The 18,242-nt window shown below is 47.4% G+C and carries 16 protein-coding genes; 5 read left to right on the top strand and 11 right to left on the bottom strand.

Features of this window, described 5'->3' with window-relative positions:
• Positions 1-10: 10 nt before the first annotated feature.
• Positions 11-445: a SoxR reducing system RseC family protein gene (locus BLU99_RS01195; RefSeq protein WP_091899910.1), complete on the bottom strand. Its 435-nt coding sequence runs from the start codon at positions 443-445 to the stop codon at positions 11-13.
• 171 nt (positions 446-616) lie between these two features.
• Between BLU99_RS01195 and BLU99_RS01190 the strand changes: the two genes are divergently transcribed.
• Entirely contained in the window at positions 617-1,057 is a 441-nt protein-coding gene (locus tag BLU99_RS01190; RefSeq protein ID WP_091899351.1) for a hypothetical protein, read from the top strand.
• Here BLU99_RS01190 and BLU99_RS01185 read toward each other — a convergent pair.
• The 8 genes from BLU99_RS01185 to BLU99_RS01150 form a co-directional block, all read right to left on the bottom strand.
• Positions 1,054-1,689, bottom strand: a complete 636-nt coding sequence (locus BLU99_RS01185; protein WP_091899350.1) for a hypothetical protein — start codon at positions 1,687-1,689, stop codon at positions 1,054-1,056. The genes BLU99_RS01190 and BLU99_RS01185 overlap by 4 nt on opposite strands.
• A 22-nt stretch (positions 1,690-1,711) precedes the next feature.
• Entirely contained in the window at positions 1,712-3,193 is a 1,482-nt protein-coding gene (locus tag BLU99_RS01180; RefSeq protein WP_091899349.1) for a glycoside hydrolase family 10-like protein, read from the bottom strand.
• A gap of 13 nt (positions 3,194-3,206) precedes the next feature.
• Positions 3,207-3,833, bottom strand: coding sequence for an HAD family hydrolase (locus BLU99_RS01175; protein ID WP_091899348.1), 627 nt, complete (start codon positions 3,831-3,833; stop codon positions 3,207-3,209).
• A complete protein-coding gene (gene metH, locus BLU99_RS01170; protein ID WP_369807695.1) occupies positions 3,830-6,538 on the bottom strand; it encodes a methionine synthase in 2,709 nt (902 codons plus the stop codon). Before metH ends, BLU99_RS01175 begins: the two co-directional genes overlap by 4 nt.
• A 57-nt stretch (positions 6,539-6,595) precedes the next feature.
• Entirely contained in the window at positions 6,596-7,075 is a 480-nt protein-coding gene (gene smpB / locus BLU99_RS01165; RefSeq protein ID WP_091899346.1) for an SsrA-binding protein SmpB, read from the bottom strand.
• Positions 7,072-7,575, bottom strand: coding sequence for a DMP19 family protein (locus BLU99_RS01160; RefSeq protein WP_091899345.1), 504 nt, complete (start codon positions 7,573-7,575; stop codon positions 7,072-7,074). The genes smpB and BLU99_RS01160 overlap by 4 nt, the downstream gene beginning before the upstream one ends.
• Positions 7,576-7,581: 6 nt before the next feature.
• A complete protein-coding gene (locus BLU99_RS01155; protein WP_091899344.1) occupies positions 7,582-8,385 on the bottom strand; it encodes an MBL fold metallo-hydrolase in 804 nt (267 codons plus the stop codon).
• Between the two features lie 94 nt (positions 8,386-8,479).
• Positions 8,480-10,690: a translocation and assembly module lipoprotein TamL gene (locus tag BLU99_RS01150; RefSeq protein ID WP_255397402.1), complete on the bottom strand. Its 2,211-nt coding sequence runs from the start codon at positions 10,688-10,690 to the stop codon at positions 8,480-8,482.
• Between the two features lie 112 nt (positions 10,691-10,802).
• On the opposite strand from BLU99_RS01150, the gene BLU99_RS01145 reads away from it, so the two are divergent.
• Positions 10,803-11,552 carry an RNA methyltransferase gene (locus BLU99_RS01145; RefSeq protein ID WP_091899342.1) on the top strand — a complete coding sequence of 250 codons (750 nt, stop codon included), beginning with the start codon at positions 10,803-10,805 and terminating at the stop codon, positions 11,550-11,552.
• A gap of 23 nt (positions 11,553-11,575) precedes the next feature.
• Here the strand turns inward: BLU99_RS01145 and BLU99_RS01140 are convergent, their stop codons facing one another.
• Positions 11,576-12,472 (bottom strand): glycoside hydrolase family 25 protein, encoded by an 897-nt coding sequence (locus BLU99_RS01140; RefSeq protein WP_091899341.1) that lies wholly within the window; start codon positions 12,470-12,472, stop codon positions 11,576-11,578.
• Between the two features lie 109 nt (positions 12,473-12,581).
• Positions 12,582-14,219, bottom strand: coding sequence for a diphosphate--fructose-6-phosphate 1-phosphotransferase (locus tag BLU99_RS01135; protein WP_091899340.1), 1,638 nt, complete (start codon positions 14,217-14,219; stop codon positions 12,582-12,584).
• Positions 14,220-14,503: 284 nt separating this feature from the next.
• Between BLU99_RS01135 and BLU99_RS01130 the strand changes: the two genes are divergently transcribed.
• From BLU99_RS01130 to BLU99_RS01120, 3 genes are read left to right on the top strand one after another with little or no spacing between them, the layout of a single operon-like run.
• Positions 14,504-14,704, top strand: a complete 201-nt coding sequence (locus BLU99_RS01130; RefSeq protein WP_369807683.1) for a hypothetical protein — start codon at positions 14,504-14,506, stop codon at positions 14,702-14,704.
• 26 nt (positions 14,705-14,730) lie between these two features.
• Positions 14,731-15,285 (top strand): 1-acyl-sn-glycerol-3-phosphate acyltransferase, encoded by a 555-nt coding sequence (locus tag BLU99_RS01125; protein ID WP_091899338.1) that lies wholly within the window; start codon positions 14,731-14,733, stop codon positions 15,283-15,285.
• Between the two features lies 1 nt (position 15,286).
• On the top strand, positions 15,287-18,223 hold the full coding sequence (locus BLU99_RS01120) for a golvesin C-terminal-like domain-containing protein (RefSeq protein WP_091899337.1): 2,937 nt from the start codon (positions 15,287-15,289) through the stop codon (positions 18,221-18,223).
• Positions 18,224-18,242 lie beyond the last annotated feature (19 nt).

The raw sequence follows: 18,242 nt of genomic DNA, 5'->3' as shown, positions 1-18,242 counted from the left end.
CATGAATATGCTATTGTTTTAGTTGATTCGAATAATCAATATGGAAGGAAATATTCTGTTTAATACAATCACGACAGAAATACAAAACCAAATAATACAGTCCCAGAGCAAATAGTGCGGCTATGGCCGACGCACCTTCGTTGCCCGTAAACCATAAAACTCCTGTGAGCACACTTACAAGAATGAGAAAAGGTATGCCGAACCCCATCAGGAGTGCACGACTCGCCATCTTGCCGGAAGTATAAACGACGACGATATCCCCAGGCTTCAGACTGTTTATGTTGCTGACATCATAGACATCGACAACCTTCTCCTTTGAATCGGCTGCATTACAATGACTTGCGACGTGACATGCTGCGCATGAGGAAGTCTGTTGAATACGCACCCTCACGCATCCATTGCTAATGGAATCCACAATGCCAGAATGACTAACCCGGGTACTCATGAGTTCACAATTTGTAAAAGCATTTTTGCTATCTCTACTTTGCAAATGCAAAGATACGAAGAAAAAAAGAATATCAAGGTATGAATTAAGTTTTTTTTGAAAAAATGACCACAATCGTTTGTGGTTACAAAAGTTTTTTATACTTTTGCATTGATTAAAGAATTTATAAGCATGAAACCCAGTGAACAGACACTTCAGCAATTAGATCGTGCTATTCGGAAGATAGCAGACAAATTTCCTCCTGCAGATGAATACTCTCAGATGACAGATATTCATATCCGCGTGACGCAGGAGACTGGTGAAGTGACGGCTTTCAATGACGATGACGAGGAGATTACACGCTTTGTCATTGAACAGTGGATTGGCAATACCGACGATGATTTCTATGATCAGATTGCTTCAATCATACGCAGGAGTATTGAAGCAAACAAGGAAAATATAGAGAAAATGTCCATTCTTAAGCCTTTCTCTTTTGTATTGGAAGATGAGGACAAGGAATCGTTGGAGGAGTTGTATCTGGTTGACGACGAGGTGGTCATGATAAATCCCGAATTGATGGCTGGCTTGGATGAAGACTTGAATGACTTCATGGAGAAGTTATTGAAAGATTAGTCCAACTCACTTTTCTGCAATACGAATTTCCGGGTTTCATCGATATAATACACTTCTTCAAGTCTGGTCTTGTTTTTTGTCTTTGAGAAATCTATCAGATGAATCTGATAGTCACTTGTGATGGAAAAATACTGTATAAACTCTTCCTTCTCTATCTCCTCGTATTCTTCCGGATCCTGATCTTCTATCGCATATAGACAGAGTTTATCAACGGGGACGTAATCATCGTCCAGAGAATAAAGCCATATAGAGTATAAATTATCATACTCGTCTGAGGCTACTACCAACAGACGTGTACCAACGCTCTCTGGCAGCGTAATCGCTTTAGGATGTTCCCCGTCAAACTCCAATAATGAAACTATCTCAGAAGGTACGTCCTTGAAGTCTGGCAAGAAGCGGACATAATCCTCGGAATAACTGAGGGGCAGTGGTTGTAGGTTAAGACTGTCGTAAAACAGTTTTAAAGGATTGTCAGACTTCGTGAGGTCTATTCCTTGCAGAGCCAGACGTTCCTTAATCTCCACAGCCTTGATACTGTCGAGTTTGTGCTGTAACACCTCTGGCGACAGTCTTTTGCTTCCACAAGACAGGATCATCAAGAGTCCTGCCACTCCTACGAACCACTTCTTCATCTCTTTTCCTCCTTTCGCATGATTATAGCTTAATCTTCCTCTTTACCGCCTTACTCTCATTCTGGAGACGGTCTAACGCTGTGACCACATATACCCACTTCTCTTTCCCCTGTTGATATGGCAGTTTCAGGAAAGTCTTATCAGTGATGGCACAGATTTTGGAAGGATCGTCCGTATTGATGAACTCGCCCTTGGCAAAACGATAGACGACATATTTCTCCGCTTTGTCTTCCCAACCCGTACCCTTCGGTGCTGTCCAGAAAAGCACATAGTCACCATCAATCCATATAGGTTTCAGTTTTTTCACCTTTCCAGGAACTTTCCCGTCAATGAATGGCATGACAGGTTGTAAGGATGGGTATTTCCAGTATGCTGTACGCAAGGCCGTTCCATAGTTCCCGATATTATCAACAGCGGCCTTGGCATACCACAGTACTGTTCCTTTAATGTTAGGTAACTGACGATGGAGCGTCATCTTAGCTGGTAACTGATGGATATTGGGATTATTCTGATCGGCATATTTGACCGTACGCTCCACATCCTCTCCAATAATCAACGGACGGGCAGCAGCATGCTGGCTCCACCATTTGATCAATGTCTGATAATCGGCATTCTTATTACCTATCTCCCAATATAACTGTGGTACACAGTAGTCTAACCACCCGTTGTTAACCCACAAGAGGATATCTGCATAGAGATCATCATAATTCTGTGTTCCATTGGTGTTGCTTCCCACTGGAGAACTTTTCTTGTTCCGGTAAATACCGAAAGGAGAGATACCCACCTTCACCCATGGCTTAGTCTCGTGGACGGTCTTATAAAACTGTTCAATAAATAGGTTCACATTATATCGACGCCAATCATCCTGGTTCTTGATACCATTTGAGTACTCCATAAACAATTCATCATCTGGAATGGTCTCACCTTTTACTGGATAGGGATAAAAGTAATCATCCATATGAATACCATCGATATCATATCGAGATACGATGTCTTTTGCCACCTCACAGATATAATCCCGATTCTCAGGGATACCCGGATTCAAGACGAATAACTCATCGTAGGCGAAACAGCTCGTCGGCTTTCTCACTGCGATATGGTTAGATGCCAACTGTTTGGTGCTCTTCGTCTTCGCCCTATAGGGATTGATCCATGCATGGAGTTCCATGCCGCGTTTATGACTCTCATCAATCATCCACTGCAGAGGATCCCAATATGGTGATGGTGCGACGCCCTGTTTTCCTGTCAGGAAACGACTCCATGGCTCAATCTTACTGGCATAGAGCGCATCACATTCCGGTCGGACCTGGAAGATAATCACGTTCACACCATCTTTCTGCAGTTCATCCAATTGGTAGGTCAGCGTCTGCTGCATCTTCTCCTTACCCATTCCTTGGAATTGTCCATTAACACATTGTATCCAAGCTCCTCTAAACTCCCGCTTCTGCGCTCCTGCTGCCACAGTCATCAGAAATGCCATGGCCAACCATATCGTTTTTCTCATATCTTGTTTTATATTATTCTACATTCAAATACTCATATATCTCTTTGGTCCAATCTGCACCGTTCTCTGGACAGAAGGTGTGAATACCCATACTTTCAGCCACCTCTACGTTCCGAGGTCCATCGTCAAGGAATAAAGACTCTTCCGGAACAATCTGCTCCACATCTAACACATATTGAAAAAAAAGTCTGTCGGGCTTCATGGCTCCCACAAGGTAACTCAAGTAGCATGCATCCATATAATACGTGACAGCATGTCCTTCCCCATCAAAATCTGGCGACATCGCCCACGACATCATATATGGATTCGTGTTCGACAGCAGAATCAGACGATAGCCATCTGCGCGAAGACTCTTGAGCGCATCGAGGTTACGCCGTGGCACCTCCTTCGCATAGCCCAACCATGCATGGCGACAGTCTTCCCACGTCAGTTCATGTTTCACCATCCGACTCAATTCCAGACGAAATGTCTCGGCACTAATCTTACCATGTTCCAGATCTCCGAAAATACCCGCCTGTGTGTATGAATCCAACTGACGTGCAGCGTCTTTCAGACCTAGATCCCGAAACCGTTTGACAGCCTCGTCAGGATCCAAGGTCATGACAACTCCACCTAAGTCAAATATGATGTTTTTAATCATTCGAACAGATTTAGTTTGTTTTTTCTCGCCTCTTCCAATGTCAACAGTCTCTCCTGTTCCTGATGATACTCTTCTCGGAGATGTTGGTATCGCTCAGTCAATTCTTTCCCAACCTGTTGACCATCAGTCATCAGGCGCGATGCCACTAATGCATTCTGTGAGGCGTCTTTCATCCATACGACAGGACCGCCATAGACTGGGGCTATCTTCAGAGCAACATGCAGTTCGCTGGTCGTGGCACCTCCTATCATGATGGGGATATTCATACCGGCACGCTGCAGTTCGGTGGCGACATTGACCATCTCTTCCAGACTTGGTGTAATCAGTCCACTGAGTCCGACCATGTCAACATGCTCTTCCTTTGCTTTCCTGACAATCTGTTCTGCAGGCACCATCACGCCCATATCAATAATATCATAGTTATTGCAGGCCATAACCACTCCGACGATATTCTTACCAATATCATGGACGTCACCTTTTACTGTTGCCAAGAGAACTCGACCTGCACTCTTTCCGCTTTCCGCTTTTTCGGCTTCAATATATGGCTGAAGGATTCCGACCGCCTGTTTCATGGTTCGGGCAGTCTTAACAACCTGTGGCAGGAACATTTTACCTTCACCAAACAACTGCCCGACGGTATTCATACCGTTCATCAGTGGGCCTTCGATGATATCGACAGCATGAGGAAAGCATTTCAAGGCTTCATGCAAGTCTTCCTCCAGATAGTCGCCGATACCCTTAATCAACGCATAGGCAAGTCGTTCTTCCACAGGACGAGCAGTTCTGGATTCCTCCTGATGGCCGTTTACAGAACCATTATTATCCGTACCATCAGCCTGACGTCGTTTGTCTGCTTCTTCAGCAATCTTGGCAGCCAATTCTATCAGTCGCTCTGCCGCATCCTTCCGACGGTATAGAATAACATCCTCTATTATATCAAGCTGATCTTTAGGGATGTCTTCATACGTCACTCTGGTAGAGGGATTTACGATTCCGAAATCCATTCCTTTCTGAATAGCATGATAGAGGAAGACTGCATGCATGGCCTCACGGATGTAGTTGTTGCCGCGAAAGGAAAAAGAGAGGTTGCTCACACCACCGCTGACATGTGCTCCAGGCAGATTCCCATGAATCCAGTCAGTCGCTTTTATAAAGTCAGCCGCATAGGCATCATGTTCTTCCATGCCCGTTGCAACCGCTAACACATTCGGGTCGAAAATTATATCCAAAGGATTCATGCCGACTTTCTCCACCAGAAGATGATAGGCCCTCTCTGCTATTTCTATTCGTCGATCATAGGTCGTCGCCTGTCCTTGTTCGTCAAAGCACATAACCACGACAGCAGCTCCATAACGCATCACGTCACGTGCGTGCTCAATAAACTTATCTTCGCCTTCCTTCAGCGATATAGAGTTCACAATCGATTTTCCTTGCACGCACTTCAGACCTGCCCGGATAACGTCCCAGTCGGAAGAGTCGATCATGACAGGTACTCTGGCGATATCTGGTTCCGACGCAATCATATTGAGGAAATTAACCATCTCTGCTTTGGCGTCAAGCAGACCGTCATCCATATTGACATCTATCACAAGGGCCCCGTCAGCAACCTGTTTTCTGGCAATGCTGAGCGCCTCTTCATAACTCTTCTCCTTGATCAGGCGAAGGAATTTACGTGACCCCGCAACATTACAGCGTTCTCCGACATTCACGAATTGGACCTCTGGTGTTACGTCCAACAACTCCAGTCCTGAGAGCCACATTGTCTGCGGCTTTTCAACAGGTACATGGGGCTTCTTCCCTTTCACAAGAGGTACATACTGGGCGATAAACGTCTCGTCAGTACCACAGCAACCACCGATAATATTCACAAGACCTTCATCGACAAGCTCCCCCATCTTCGGTGCCATGGTCTCTGCTGTCTCATCGTAAAGTCCCATAGAATTGGGTAGTCCTGCATTCGGATATGCACTGATATAATACGGTGCTTTCTTGGCCAGTTCCCGTAGGAACGGCTTCATCTGCGTTGCACCAAAGGAACAGTTCAGGCCAATGGAGAAGATAGGATACGAACTGACACTGGCCAAGAAGGCTTCAAGCGTTTGGCCGCTAAGTGTACGACCGGCCAGGTCACTGACTGTAACGGAGAGCATGATAGGAAGTTTCACCTTCTTGGTCACCATAACTTGCTGAGCAACATCAATAGCCACTTTCGCGTTCAAGGTGTCGAAGATTGTTTCAATCAGCAGGGCATCCACCCCACCCTCAATAAGCGCTTCTATCTGTTCTTGGTATGCGACGAACAACTCATCGTACGTTAAATCTCTGGCAGCAGGATTACTGACATCTGGAGACATAGAACAGGTCTTGTTGGTCGGCCCGATGGAACCCGCCACAAATCGTGGCTTTTCCTTCGTTGAGAACTCGTCAGCCACTGCCCTAGCAATCCTCGCCCCTTCATACGCCATGTCATGCGCAGCCTCTTCAAGACCATAATCTGCCTGAGATATACGTTGACTGCTGAAGGTATTGGTGGCAATGATATCCGCACCTGCCAGCAGATACTGGCGATGGATATCCTCGATGATATCCGGCCGTGTCAACGACAACATGTCGTTGTTGCCTTTCATCTGTCCGACGGCATCTTTAAAACGGTCTCCACGGAAATCACTTTCCGTAAGTCCGTATGTCTGTATCTTCGTACCCATCGCCCCATCGAGGATGAGTATGCGATCCTGAATGATGTCGTTCAGTCCTTTCACGGCTTAATATCTTTTCATTACGCGGTCTATCTCCCGACGGTCTTCCTTTTCTTTGAGTGTCTGACGCTTGTCATACTCTTTCTTACCCTTACATAAGGCGATATCCATCTTGGCGCGTCCTTTCTCGTCGATGAAAACCAATAGTGGTACGATGGTGTATCCTGTCTGTTTGGTGGCGCTGGACAGACTGCGTATCTCTTTCTTCGTCAACAGGAGTTTCCTGTCACGTTTCATCTCATGATTATTATACGACCCATAAAAATAAGGGCTGATACTCATCCCTTTCACCCATAGTTCACCATTGATAACGACACAATAGGTATCTACGAGACTTGCCTTTCCTAAACGGATAGACTTGATCTCCGTTCCTGTCAGTACAATACCGGCCGTATAGGTCTCTATGAAGAAATATTCAAACGAAGCTTTCTTATTTCGGATTTGTACAGGACTTTTCTTTCTGAGCTGTTCTTGTTCTTTATTCATTGAATAGTCGCAAAATTCTCCAGATGATCGTCTACATAATGGGCGATATCCTCCGTCCATTCCTCTTCATGTTCTATGAAAAGGTCGTCGAGGTCGTCGAATTCCGGGAAACGCTCAAAGAGCGCCATGAACGCCTCTTCGTCACAGTCTTTCTCTATCTCGTCCCTGTATTTCAACCAAAGGGTATGGGCATCGTAGATAAGCTTCGACAGTCCACGGAGCTCCCAAAGACGCAAGGCCTTGGCAAAGGGGTTCTTAAAGATAAACGGACCGTAACCGTTATGGATTAGTTGTATGAAACCACCATCCATCAACTCTTCATGCAGGACCTCCCACGACAACAACGTGATCTGGTCTGCATTCAACTCGCCCATATTTTCTGCTGTCAGCTCTCCACCGATAGTCTCGTGGATAGCGTCCGTAAAAACCTTCAAGAAGGCATCCATACCCTCCTGGGCTGCTTGCTGCAAGTCTGCGTCTTTAACAATTACCTCTTTCATATTCTCTTATATGAGTTCGTATATACCTGTCGGTGTCTTCCGACGAAGAACCTCCAGATTGAAATCCTTCCCGGGGATGATACCATAACTCCGGAGGATCGTCTCTACGGTCTTTCTAGCCAACTCCGGGTGGTTGTTCTCTTCACTGAGATGGCAAAGCCATACATGTCGGAGCCCTTCTGTTATATTCTCAGCCAGAGCATGACCACAGTCAGTATTCGAGAGATGACCGCTTCCACTGAGTATCCGTTTCTTAAGATACTCCGGATAGGGTCCATTCTTCAGCATCTCAATATCATGGTTGGCCTCGATGACCAAATAGTTTGCTCTAGAGATGGCCTCCTTGATATCTTCTGTGACACTGCCCATATCTGTAATAATCACAAACGTCACGCCCTCGACCTGAATCTCATATCCCACATTCTCACTGGCATCATGCGGCACAGGAAAGGATCTTACTAAGAACTCACCTACCTGCACTGGCTTGTTGGTCTCCATAACCATCTTCATATCTTCCGCCACTTTTCGTTGTACACAATAGTTATGGTCAATACCTTGATGTACGAGGCGTGTGGCATAGACAGGTACATGATAGTCATGACTAAACGAGCCTACGGACTTAATATGATCTGCGTGATCGTGTGTCACGAAGATATGTCGTACGCTGTTCAGGCTGATGCCATATTCTCTGAATTGCTTCTTCAGTGTGCGTATCCCTACGCCGATATCTATAATAAGTCCGTCTGTGGCGGTGCTCAGGTAATAGCAATTACCACTGCTGCCGCTTCCAAACGATATAAATCTTAACATGTCTATTTGATATTTTCGTGCAAAGGTACGAATAAAATAATAATTAAGAATTAAGATTTTGAAATTAATACCGTACCTTGTTATTTTTTAACGCTTAGAATGGCAGTCCTACGGCGAAATGGAAGGCCAGATCACGACTTAGATCAGGATGGATGAGTGGATAGTGGGCCTCCTCTTCCGTCCGATATGCCGGGTTAATGGCTTTCATACCGAGATCAAAGCGTAGAATAAAATAGTCAAAATTCAGGCGTAATCCCATACCATAACTCACAGCCATATCATTAACCAGACTACGCAACGTCAACTGTCCTCCAGGCTGTTCGTCGTACCGTCTTAACGTCCATATGTTTCCCGCATCAGCGAAGATGGCACCATTGAATTTCCAGAACAGTCGGGTACGATATTCCAGGTTGATGTCCAGTTTCATATCACCCGTCTGGGTAATGAAATTGATACGTCCGTCTTTATCTTTGTAGCTTCCCGGTCCAAGACTTCTCACGCTCCATCCTCTCACGCTATTTGCGCCACCTGAGAAATAGCGTTTCTCAAAAGGAAGAACCTTACTGTTTCCATAAGGATATGCAATACCCCATCCGAGATGGAAGACAAGTTGGTCACGGAAGCCTGCAGCAAGCAGATTCTTGGTGAGGTCAATGTCAGCCTTTACATACTGGGCATAGGCAATATCAAAGACCCGGTATTGACCATATTCATTTTTGGAGCCACCGAACATGCCTGACGTGAGATTCAAGAGGTTGCCTGCGGTTTCCACATGAGTCTTAAAAGCCAGTCTACGGTTATTATAAGTATACCCAAAGCCCATCCGCATGATAAACAGATCCTCATAGTTATAACGGAGGATCACATTGGAGTTTGAGGTATTCTCCAGGTATTCATTTCTAAAGGTCTCACTGATCCACGGCATAAACACATAGTTCAGATCCACCAGATCGAAGCGATAACTGTCGTTATGGTGTTGGGGTTTCCATTGATAATGCCACCCTGCCGACAAGACTCTGCGGTGGAACTCTGGACGATCCTGAGAGTCAAAGAGCAACGTCACCTCACTCGTGGCTATAATCCGACGACGCACATCCGAACTCAGGAACGGGAAGATAAACCGGGGGAACGACAGTCTGCTCTCTGCACTGTATTCGATAAAATCCTGATTACGGTAGCCCTCCAATCCACGAATCGCCTCATAGGCGCCACGTATCTGCATACTGAATGTCTCTGAGCCACGGAACAGGTTTTTGTTCTGATAGGTCAACGAGGCCGCAGCACCGAAGTCTCCTGCCGTATTTGTTCCTTCCGGTTGGAAACTGACGGTGGACGGTTTGTTGGTCTGTATCAGAATCCTTGTATCAAGTTGTCGGGTGTCAGCAACCGGTTCGAAACTGATGTTCGTATACCTGACAGCGCCAAGTCGTCCAAAATGGTTATATGTATTCTGCAGGGCTTCAGCGGAATAGGGCTCTCCTTCTTTTAGGAAAGTGTTTTCGCGAAGAACATGACTACGCAGATGTATCACACTGTCTGCGGCATTCCCGCTCTGATAGATAATGTTTCGTATGCTGTAGCTACTATGCAGGGTGTCAGGCATGTCGGGACGCTGATACGGGTGGAGCACCATGGTCAGATTAACCCTGTGATGTTCAGCATCTCTGCTGGCCCGGTAGGTAATAAACTCCTTATGAAACCGGAAGTATCCTCTATTCTGGAGGAACGATGTAATCTGTGAACGTTCGGTATTCAGGGCCTCCGTGCTGAACTGCATGCCAGTATGAAGGGTCGGCTTTCTGTCGATGAGGAGCTTGCTGATGACAGAATCACGGATATCAACATCAAATGTCCCGATATGATGAGGGGTGTTGGGATGAAGCACATAATAGGCATCTGCTTTCTTCTTTTTCTTATGTGTGAAGAGCTCTACCTGTGCGTCAAGATATCCCTTGTTCTGCAATGCCAACTTCAGATCCTCACATGTCAGACGTGCCTGTATGCTATCATACAGTACAGGAGGCTCACCCATCGCTCGTAAGGTACGGTTCAACCATGAACTATCCCTGCCTGCCATGGAATAGACTCCCAAGGGGATCCTGAAGGTAGAGAACCAACGGGAGTTCGTCTTCTGCCTGACATAATCTTTCAACTGTGTGGTACTGATATCCTTGTACTTCCCGTCGGCCACCACCTTCACATGGTTCAGCAGATAAGCGTCTTCTGGAAGGTCACGCGTAACCGAACAGGCACTTATCAGCAATGTGCCTGTAACCAAGGAAACATTTCTCCATAATCGGGACATCTTCATCAGCACGGTCATTTTGAATTGCAAAAATACAAAAAACTCTTAATTCATGAATCTAAATTCTTGATAAATTGTTATCTTTGCCACGGAATTAACGACTTTTGGGAAAATGATCAGTAAAAACCAGTTCAAATACATCCGATTACTCGAACAAAAGAAATACCGTCGTCGCGAAGGTCTGTTTGTAGCCGAGGGTACAAAGACCGTTGACGATCTTATGCAACGCACTCAACCAAGGATGGTCTTCGCAACAGAAGAGTACCTTCAGGTCCGTCCTCATCTATTCAAGACGGAGGGCGAGATCGTAAAAGTTACTGACGACGAACTGCGTCGTCTCAGTTTCCAACAACACCCTCAACAGGTTCTTGCACTTTTCCCCATACCCGACGTAAAAGCATCAAAGACCCCTTCCGGTCTGTCATTAGCCCTTGATGGCGTACAGGATCCCGGCAATCTGGGCACCATCATACGTATCGCCGACTGGTTCGGTATCGACACGATATACTGCAGCGAAGAGACTGTTGACGCCTGGAACCCCAAGGTTGTACAGGCTACGATGGGAAGTATCGCCCGAGTGAACATCATATATACTGATCTCCCCGTCTTCCTGGATTCCCTGCCCCACGACTTCCCTGTCTACGGTACGTTCCTCGACGGAGAGAACATATACACGCAACCCCTCTCCCGTGAAGGACTTATCATCATGGGAAATGAAGGCAACGGAATCTCTGATGATGTCCGTCGACGTGTCAGTCACCGACTGCTCATCCCGGATTTCCACCAAGGAGGCACAGCCGACAGTCTGAATGTCGCTATCGCCACAGCCATCACCTGTTCTGAGTTCAGGCGGAGGTTATAATAAAGAAAAGGATTATTGGCTACCTATTCGCTGTAGGCCTTCACACCAATGGTCTCCTGAGAACCGATGGTCATCTGACGAAGGTCATAATAAGAGCCGTTGTAGATATTGAAGTCTACACTACCTTTGATACCTGGCAACCGCCCTGCATCGGTATGCTGCCAGAATTTCCATGGTCCCTGATATTCCAAAGAATCAACATAATAATGGGCTATCCAATATGGATACTGGTTGAAGATGGAATCGCTGAGGTAACGTTTCTTGAACTTATAATAAGTATAGATAATAGGCTTGACCTGATAATGTTTTTCCACAAGTTGAAGCCATAGAAGCACGGAATTCTTGAACTCCTCGTCAGTCTGCTCCTTGGGTTTATGCTCTACATCCAGCACTGGGGGCAGATCACCATTCTCTAGTTTCACCGTACTCATAAAATGATAAGCCTGTTGCTCTGCCGGTGTATGCACACTATAGAAGTGATAGGCACCTCGTGTAAAGCCATTCTCACGTGCCTGATAGAAATTATCACGGAAATTCTCATCGGTCTGAGTAGCCCCTTCCGTTGCTTTGATCATGACAAAACGGATCGGACATCTGTTAATGCTTCCATTGTCCTTCAGTTCGCCCCAGTCTATGCGTCCCTGATGATGGGAGATGTCAATGCCATGTATCTCATAACCTTCCGGATATGACACGTCGCCATAGAGCGCACGCCAACGGAAGCCAAAAGGACTGACAAAGAAATAGTAAAAAAACCAGATATAGGCCAAAACAATAGTCACACCGCCAACCCACCAGGCCCATCCTGGTAGTTTCTGGAGCATACGTATCAGAAGACTCGGTCGTCTTCTCCTGCCGGGACCATGATATGTCCGTGTCGTGCCTACTCCTTTCCGGCGAACTACTCTCCTTTTTACCATTTCAGAAAAACAATTAAGGATTAACAATTATGATGACCCTGACAAGCATTGTATTTGTTTTCGCCTGCAAAGCATATCATAATTATTAACCCTTAATCTTTCAACTTATTTATTTAGCCTGCTCAAGCGCCAGGGTTCTGGTAGGCTGGTCGCAGACCTCTGTGGGTCCCCAGTACTGGATTGGGCCCGGATAGATATAAGCCGTATTCTTAGCCCAATCATCACGCTGAGCTGCGAAGGTCTTGAAGGGAGCTCCATCGAGTTCCACAAGAGCCTTTCTGATTACGGGCTTCATCTCACCATTACGGCGCTCCATGTTCATCATCATGGTGATGGGCACACCACCGGCGATCCACTGCTCTGCGGGTGCAGTCGTGTTCTTGACGATAGCCATGTAACCGGTCTTACCGTTGGCAATCAACTGAGCGGCACTCGTTCCGAGAGCATAGCAGTAGTCTGCGTCGAAGTTAGAAGGAGCAGCGCAACGACCCTCATAACCGAAGAAGTGATGCTGGGCAGCGAACTTACCGCTATACTGACCGGCCTTCTTCATCTTCTCCATCTTCACAGCCACCATCGTAGAGAGGAGCTTCTCTGTCTCGATCAGACTCACCTGCACGTTTCCGTGGGGGTCACGGTCGAGAGCCAGCTGACGAGCAACACTTGTGGGCAGTGAGTTGAAGACTGCCAGGTTCTCCTCTGTCAGGTGACTCTTGGCAAAGTCGATCTGCTCAGAACGACCCAGATCCTTTGCCTCAGGCATTGCAAGCACATCATTGAGCTGAGCAATCAGCTTCTTGATAGCAGGAATGAACTCGATAACACCCTCAGGGATAATGACAGTACCGAAGTTGTTACCATCGGCTGCACGTACAGCTACGGCATTGGCGATATAATCTACGACATCGTCAAGACTCATGTTCTTCTGCTCGATCTCCTCGGAAATCAGACAGATATTCGGCTGTGTCTGCAGAGCGCACTCAAGAGCGATGTGAGAAGCCGAACGGCCCATCACCTTGATGAAGTGCCAGTATTTACGGGCAGAGTTACAGTCACGCTCGATATTACCGATCAACTCTGAATAGGTCTTGCAGGCAGTATCGAAACCAAAGGATGTTTCAATCTGTTCGTTCTTCAGGTCACCATCGATCGTCTTCGGGCAACCGATGACCTGTACGCCATACTGCTTGGCAGCATAGTACTCAGCGAGTACACAAGCGTTCGTGTTAGAGTCGTCACCACCGATAATGACAATAGCCTTGATGTCGAGCTCACGGATAATCTCCAAACCCTTCTCGAACTGATCAACCTTCTCCAATTTTGTACGACCAGAGCCGATCATGTCGAAACCACCGGTATTGCGGTACTCATCGATAATTTCCTTGGTGAGCTCCATATAGTTGTGATCTACCAGACCGCCAGGACCGAGAATGAAACCGAAGAGACGGTTCTCAGGGTTCAGCTTCTTGATCTGATCAAAGAGACCAGTAATGACGTTGTGTCCGCCAGGAGCCTGACCTCCTGAGAGGATGATACCTACGTTCATCTTCTTGGTGTTTGCCTCTGTAGCAGGCTCGAACTCAACGATCGGCATACCATAGGTGTTGGGGAACAACTTCTTGATTTCCTCCTGATCACCTACGCTCTGCGTCGGTTGGCCTTCTTTGATTTTTACAGCACCCTGAAGAGCCTTCGGCAGCTTCGGCTGATAGGCGGCTCTCGCAATCTGCAATGCACTTTTTTCCATAATTCTGATAACTTTATTTATTGATAAAAACGTTCACCTAATATACCTATTCTTTTATTTAGCGATGCAAAATTAGTTGATTTTTGGCAGAAACACAAAAGAAAAAGTAGTAAAATCGCCTTTTTAATATTTTTTGAGAGTGAAAGACTTGCCATCTCAGAAAAAATGTCTATCTTTGCTTACTGAATATGTCAAAAACAATAAGGAGGATTTGAATTATGGCAAATAAAAGAACGCTAAAGAAATGTATTAATTTGATCTGTGAAGACCTGTTTGCCGAAAGTGTGGCAGTATCATTGTATGGTCCTGAAAATGATAAGGAAAATGCAGAAGCCGTGCTTTCCTCCATCGTGAAGATGGAAGATCATTACATCAAGAGGATATCGCATCCTGAGCCTGGGATTCCCGCCAAGAAATACTATAAGGATCTGCGGGAGAAATTCAGTTCTCAGGTCAATGAGATTCTAGACCAGATCAACTCATAGAAGAGTCATAAAAGGAAAAACGAACAATGTGGAAAAATTTTTGTAATTGGCTATTATACAAGCGAATGGGGTGGACGGCAGAAGTAACAGAAGACCACCCCGATAAGTTTATTATCTGTCTGGCGCCGCATACCAGTAACTGGGATTTTCTAATCGGTCAGCTCTATATCGGAGCCAAAGGCATGCAAAGCAATTTCCTGATGAAGAAAGAATGGTTTTTCTGGCCCTTCGGTATTCTCTTCAGGAGGATGGGTGGCATACCTGTCCACAGACAGAAGCATACCAGTATGACCGACAGCATGGCAGAAACGGCCAAGGCTGCCAAGACGTTTCATCTGTGTATCACGCCGGAGGGAACGCGCGCCAAGAACTACGAATGGAAGAAAGGTTTTTATTTTATCGCATTGAAAGCCGGTCTTCCCATCCTATTGTATGGTATAGACTATGAGAAGAAGCATATACAGTGTACTAAGACGATCATCCCTTCGGGTGATTTGGAAACTGATATGCGTGAGATCAAACTCTATTTCAAGGATTTCAAAGGTAAGAAACCGGAGAATTTCACCATTGGGGAGGTATAGTATGAGGAAAACCGTAGCCATCTGTCTGACACTGTTCCTACTCTTCTCTGCCGACACGCTGCGGGCTGCTAAGAAAGCACAGAAGTCCCTCGATCCCCAAAAGGAACTGAAAGACAAGATCAACAGGTATCTTAGTAGCTACCGTTCTGATGGACAGCGCGTACGCTCTGCCTCGCGGTTGCAGACCCTTCTGATTAATGACTCACTATCAACCATCGAGGTGATTGCCGACAATCATTTCGGTGAACGGGTGTTTACGCCCCAGTCTGTGGAACAGATCTATTCAAGCATCGGAAGCCTGTTGCCCGACAGCTGCCGGAGCTACGGCCTCACCGTGAAGACTGGTGGCCGTGATATCCGTGACCTTGTGTCCAATCGCCTGCGACGTGATCCTGACGAGAAACGGATGTGGGGTGATATCGACTACCAAGGGCGTCCTTGGGTCAGCAATGCATCCCTGCCCTATCGGGTGACGAATGGTCTGCAGAACCGGCATCTGTCCCTCTGGGCCAGTCATGGCCGTTATTTCCACACAAGAGACAGTGTATGGAAATGGCAGCGCCCATCCCTGTTCGGTACCCGGGAGGATCTGTTTACACAGACCATCGTCGTGCCCTACCTCATCCCGATGCTTGAGAAGTCCGGAGCCATCGTGTTCACACCACGTGAACGGGACTGGCAGCGCCATGAGGTCATCGTCGACAACGACATGCCCCAGACGAGATGGTCGTCCTATCAGGAGAGAGACGGTAGTCATGCATGGCAGCAGAGCGACTCCGTCGGATTTGCCTTTCATCAAGGGAACTACATAGATGGTGAGAATCCCTTCCTGGCCGGAACAGCACGACAAGCAGAGACCGTTGAGCACCGCCGCAACCAGAGTCTGGTCTCTTATATCCCTACGATTCCTGAGGCAGGACGATATGCTGTCTATGTCAGTTACCAGACCGTGGCAGAGAGCATCGACGATGCGCATTATACCGTATGGCACCAAGGCGTGCCCACCGAGTTCCGGGTCAACCAGCAGATGGGAGGTTCGACATGGGTCTATCTCGGAACCTTCGATTTCGATGAAGGACGTAATGAACAGAACTGTGTTGTTCTGAGTAATCAGAGCCGAAGTCGTGGCATCGTCACGACCGATGCAGTCCGCTTTGGCGGAGGCATGGGTAATATCCGGCGCGGCTATACCACCAGCGGTCTTCCTCGTTGTCTGGAGGGCGCCCGTTATTACGGTCAGTGGGCAGGCATGCCATATTCGATATATTCCTCGAAGAACGGTGAAGACGACTATGGCGATGATATCAATGTACGCTCACACATGACGAATCTGTTGGCTGGTGGTTCCTGTTATATGCCCGACACCACAGGGCGACATGTACCCATCGAACTGGCCCTTGCTGTACACAGTGATGCCGGTTATACCCGTGACGGCAGTCATACGGGTACGCTTGCGATCTGTACGACCTATCTGAATGACAGTATTCTCGGAACCGGTATGTCGAGACTGGCTTCCCGCGACCTCGCCGACGAACTGCTGGTATCGGTGTCGAACGATATCAGGAAAAAATATGCGAACTGGCAGATGCGTGAGCTCTTCGACCGCAACTATTCTGAGACCCGTTGTCCGGAGATGCCGAGTGCCATCCTCGAGACGATGTCGCACCAGAACTTCGCCGACATGCGTTACGGTCAGGATCCGAACTTCCGTTTCGACCTGGCACGTAGCATCTACAAGGCGTTGCTCCGTTATATCTCGCGCATGCACCAGACCACCTATACCGTGACTCCTCTCACTCCTAATAAAGTTCGTGCCGAACTTACGGGGAAAGGTGAGGTCAGGTTGTCATGGGCAGCTGTAGACGACCCGACTGAGCCTTCTGCAAAACCGTCTGGTTACATCGTCTATACAGCCATCGGCAAGGGAGGCTTTGACAACGGGCACTATATCCAAGGACTACAGACCAGTTATACGATAGAGATCATGCCGGGTGAGTTGTATTCGTTCCGGGTGGCTGCCGTCAATGCCGGTGGTGAGAGTTTCCCGAGTGAGGTCGTCTCGGCCTGTGACGTACCAGAGGCCCAGAAGACGGTGCTGATCGTCAACGGCTTCCATCGGTTGTCTGCTCCGTTTGTGAGAGACAATGCGGCCGAACAGGGTTTCGATCTGGAGGAGGATCCTGGTGTGACCTACGGCAGGACTGCCGGATGGCTGGGTTACCAGACCTGTTTCAACAAAGCCACCATAGGCCGGGAAAGCAAAGACGGTCTGGGTTATACGAACGACAGTCTGCAGGGACAGTTTATCGCCGGTAACGACTTCGACTATATCCGTACACACGCCGAGGCCATCGCAGCAACACAGCGATACAGTATCGCAAGTTGTTCTGCTGAAGCACTGGAGACCAATGAGGTGTATCCAACCCAATATAACATGTTGGACCTGATACTCGGACTGGAGCGAAACGATGGCTACTCTCTTCGTCACTATCAGGCCTTTTCGCCGATGCTGAAAGAGCATCTGCGGATCTTCGTCTCTCATGGCGGGGCCCTTCTCGTCAGTGGCTCCTATGTTGGGTCGGACATGCAGATGCCTGCCGACCGCCGTTTCCTGGAAGATGTGCTGAAATGCTATGGTGAGGGCGTGAACAGAGACAGTCTGCAGCGCGACACGATCGCCGGCCTCGGTACGACCTTCGAGTTCTACCGTCATCTCAACGAGACGCATTATGCCGCCACGCATCCTGATATCCTGCAGCCTGTGGCTCCGGCCTATTCCGCCATGGTCTATGCCGATGACTACAGTGCCTGTGTGGCCTACGACGGATCCGACTACAAGGCCATGACACTCGGCTTCCCCTTTGAGTGCATCAAGTCGGAACAGAAGCGGCTGATGCTGATGAGGGGTATCTTGAGATTCCTATTACAATCATTATAAACTACAAAACCGTAATGAC

Origin of the sequence: Prevotella sp. lc2012, assembly GCF_900107065.1 — a bacterium.
Lineage (GTDB): Bacteria > Bacteroidota > Bacteroidia > Bacteroidales > Bacteroidaceae > Prevotella.
This window is presented reverse-complemented; position numbering and strand designations above follow the sequence as displayed.

What these genes read in the sequence shown, in the direction of transcription:
- BLU99_RS01195 (WP_091899910.1), bottom strand. Translation starts at nt 445, where the DNA reads ATGAGTACCCGGGTTAGTCATTCTGGCATTGTGGATTCCATTAGCAAT.
- BLU99_RS01185 (WP_091899350.1), bottom strand. Translation starts at nt 1,689, where the DNA reads ATGAAGAAGTGGTTCGTAGGAGTGGCAGGACTCTTGATGATCCTGTCT.
- BLU99_RS01145 (WP_091899342.1), top strand. Translation starts at nt 10,803, where the DNA reads ATGATCAGTAAAAACCAGTTCAAATACATCCGATTACTCGAACAAAAG.
- BLU99_RS01120 (WP_091899337.1), top strand. Translation starts at nt 15,287, where the DNA reads ATGAGGAAAACCGTAGCCATCTGTCTGACACTGTTCCTACTCTTCTCT.
- BLU99_RS01175 (WP_091899348.1), bottom strand. Translation starts at nt 3,833, where the DNA reads ATGATTAAAAACATCATATTTGACTTAGGTGGAGTTGTCATGACCTTG.
- BLU99_RS01125 (WP_091899338.1), top strand. Translation starts at nt 14,731, where the DNA reads ATGTGGAAAAATTTTTGTAATTGGCTATTATACAAGCGAATGGGGTGG.
- BLU99_RS01155 (WP_091899344.1), bottom strand. Translation starts at nt 8,385, where the DNA reads ATGTTAAGATTTATATCGTTTGGAAGCGGCAGCAGTGGTAATTGCTAT.
- BLU99_RS01140 (WP_091899341.1), bottom strand. Translation starts at nt 12,472, where the DNA reads ATGGTAAAAAGGAGAGTAGTTCGCCGGAAAGGAGTAGGCACGACACGG.
- smpB (WP_091899346.1), bottom strand. Translation starts at nt 7,075, where the DNA reads ATGAATAAAGAACAAGAACAGCTCAGAAAGAAAAGTCCTGTACAAATC.
- BLU99_RS01150 (WP_255397402.1), bottom strand. Translation starts at nt 10,690, where the DNA reads ATGTCCCGATTATGGAGAAATGTTTCCTTGGTTACAGGCACATTGCTG.
- BLU99_RS01135 (WP_091899340.1), bottom strand. Translation starts at nt 14,219, where the DNA reads ATGGAAAAAAGTGCATTGCAGATTGCGAGAGCCGCCTATCAGCCGAAG.
- metH (WP_369807695.1), bottom strand. Translation starts at nt 6,538, where the DNA reads ATGGGTACGAAGATACAGACATACGGACTTACGGAAAGTGATTTCCGT.
- BLU99_RS01160 (WP_091899345.1), bottom strand. Translation starts at nt 7,575, where the DNA reads ATGAAAGAGGTAATTGTTAAAGACGCAGACTTGCAGCAAGCAGCCCAG.
- BLU99_RS01180 (WP_091899349.1), bottom strand. Translation starts at nt 3,193, where the DNA reads ATGAGAAAAACGATATGGTTGGCCATGGCATTTCTGATGACTGTGGCA.
- BLU99_RS01190 (WP_091899351.1), top strand. Translation starts at nt 617, where the DNA reads ATGAAACCCAGTGAACAGACACTTCAGCAATTAGATCGTGCTATTCGG.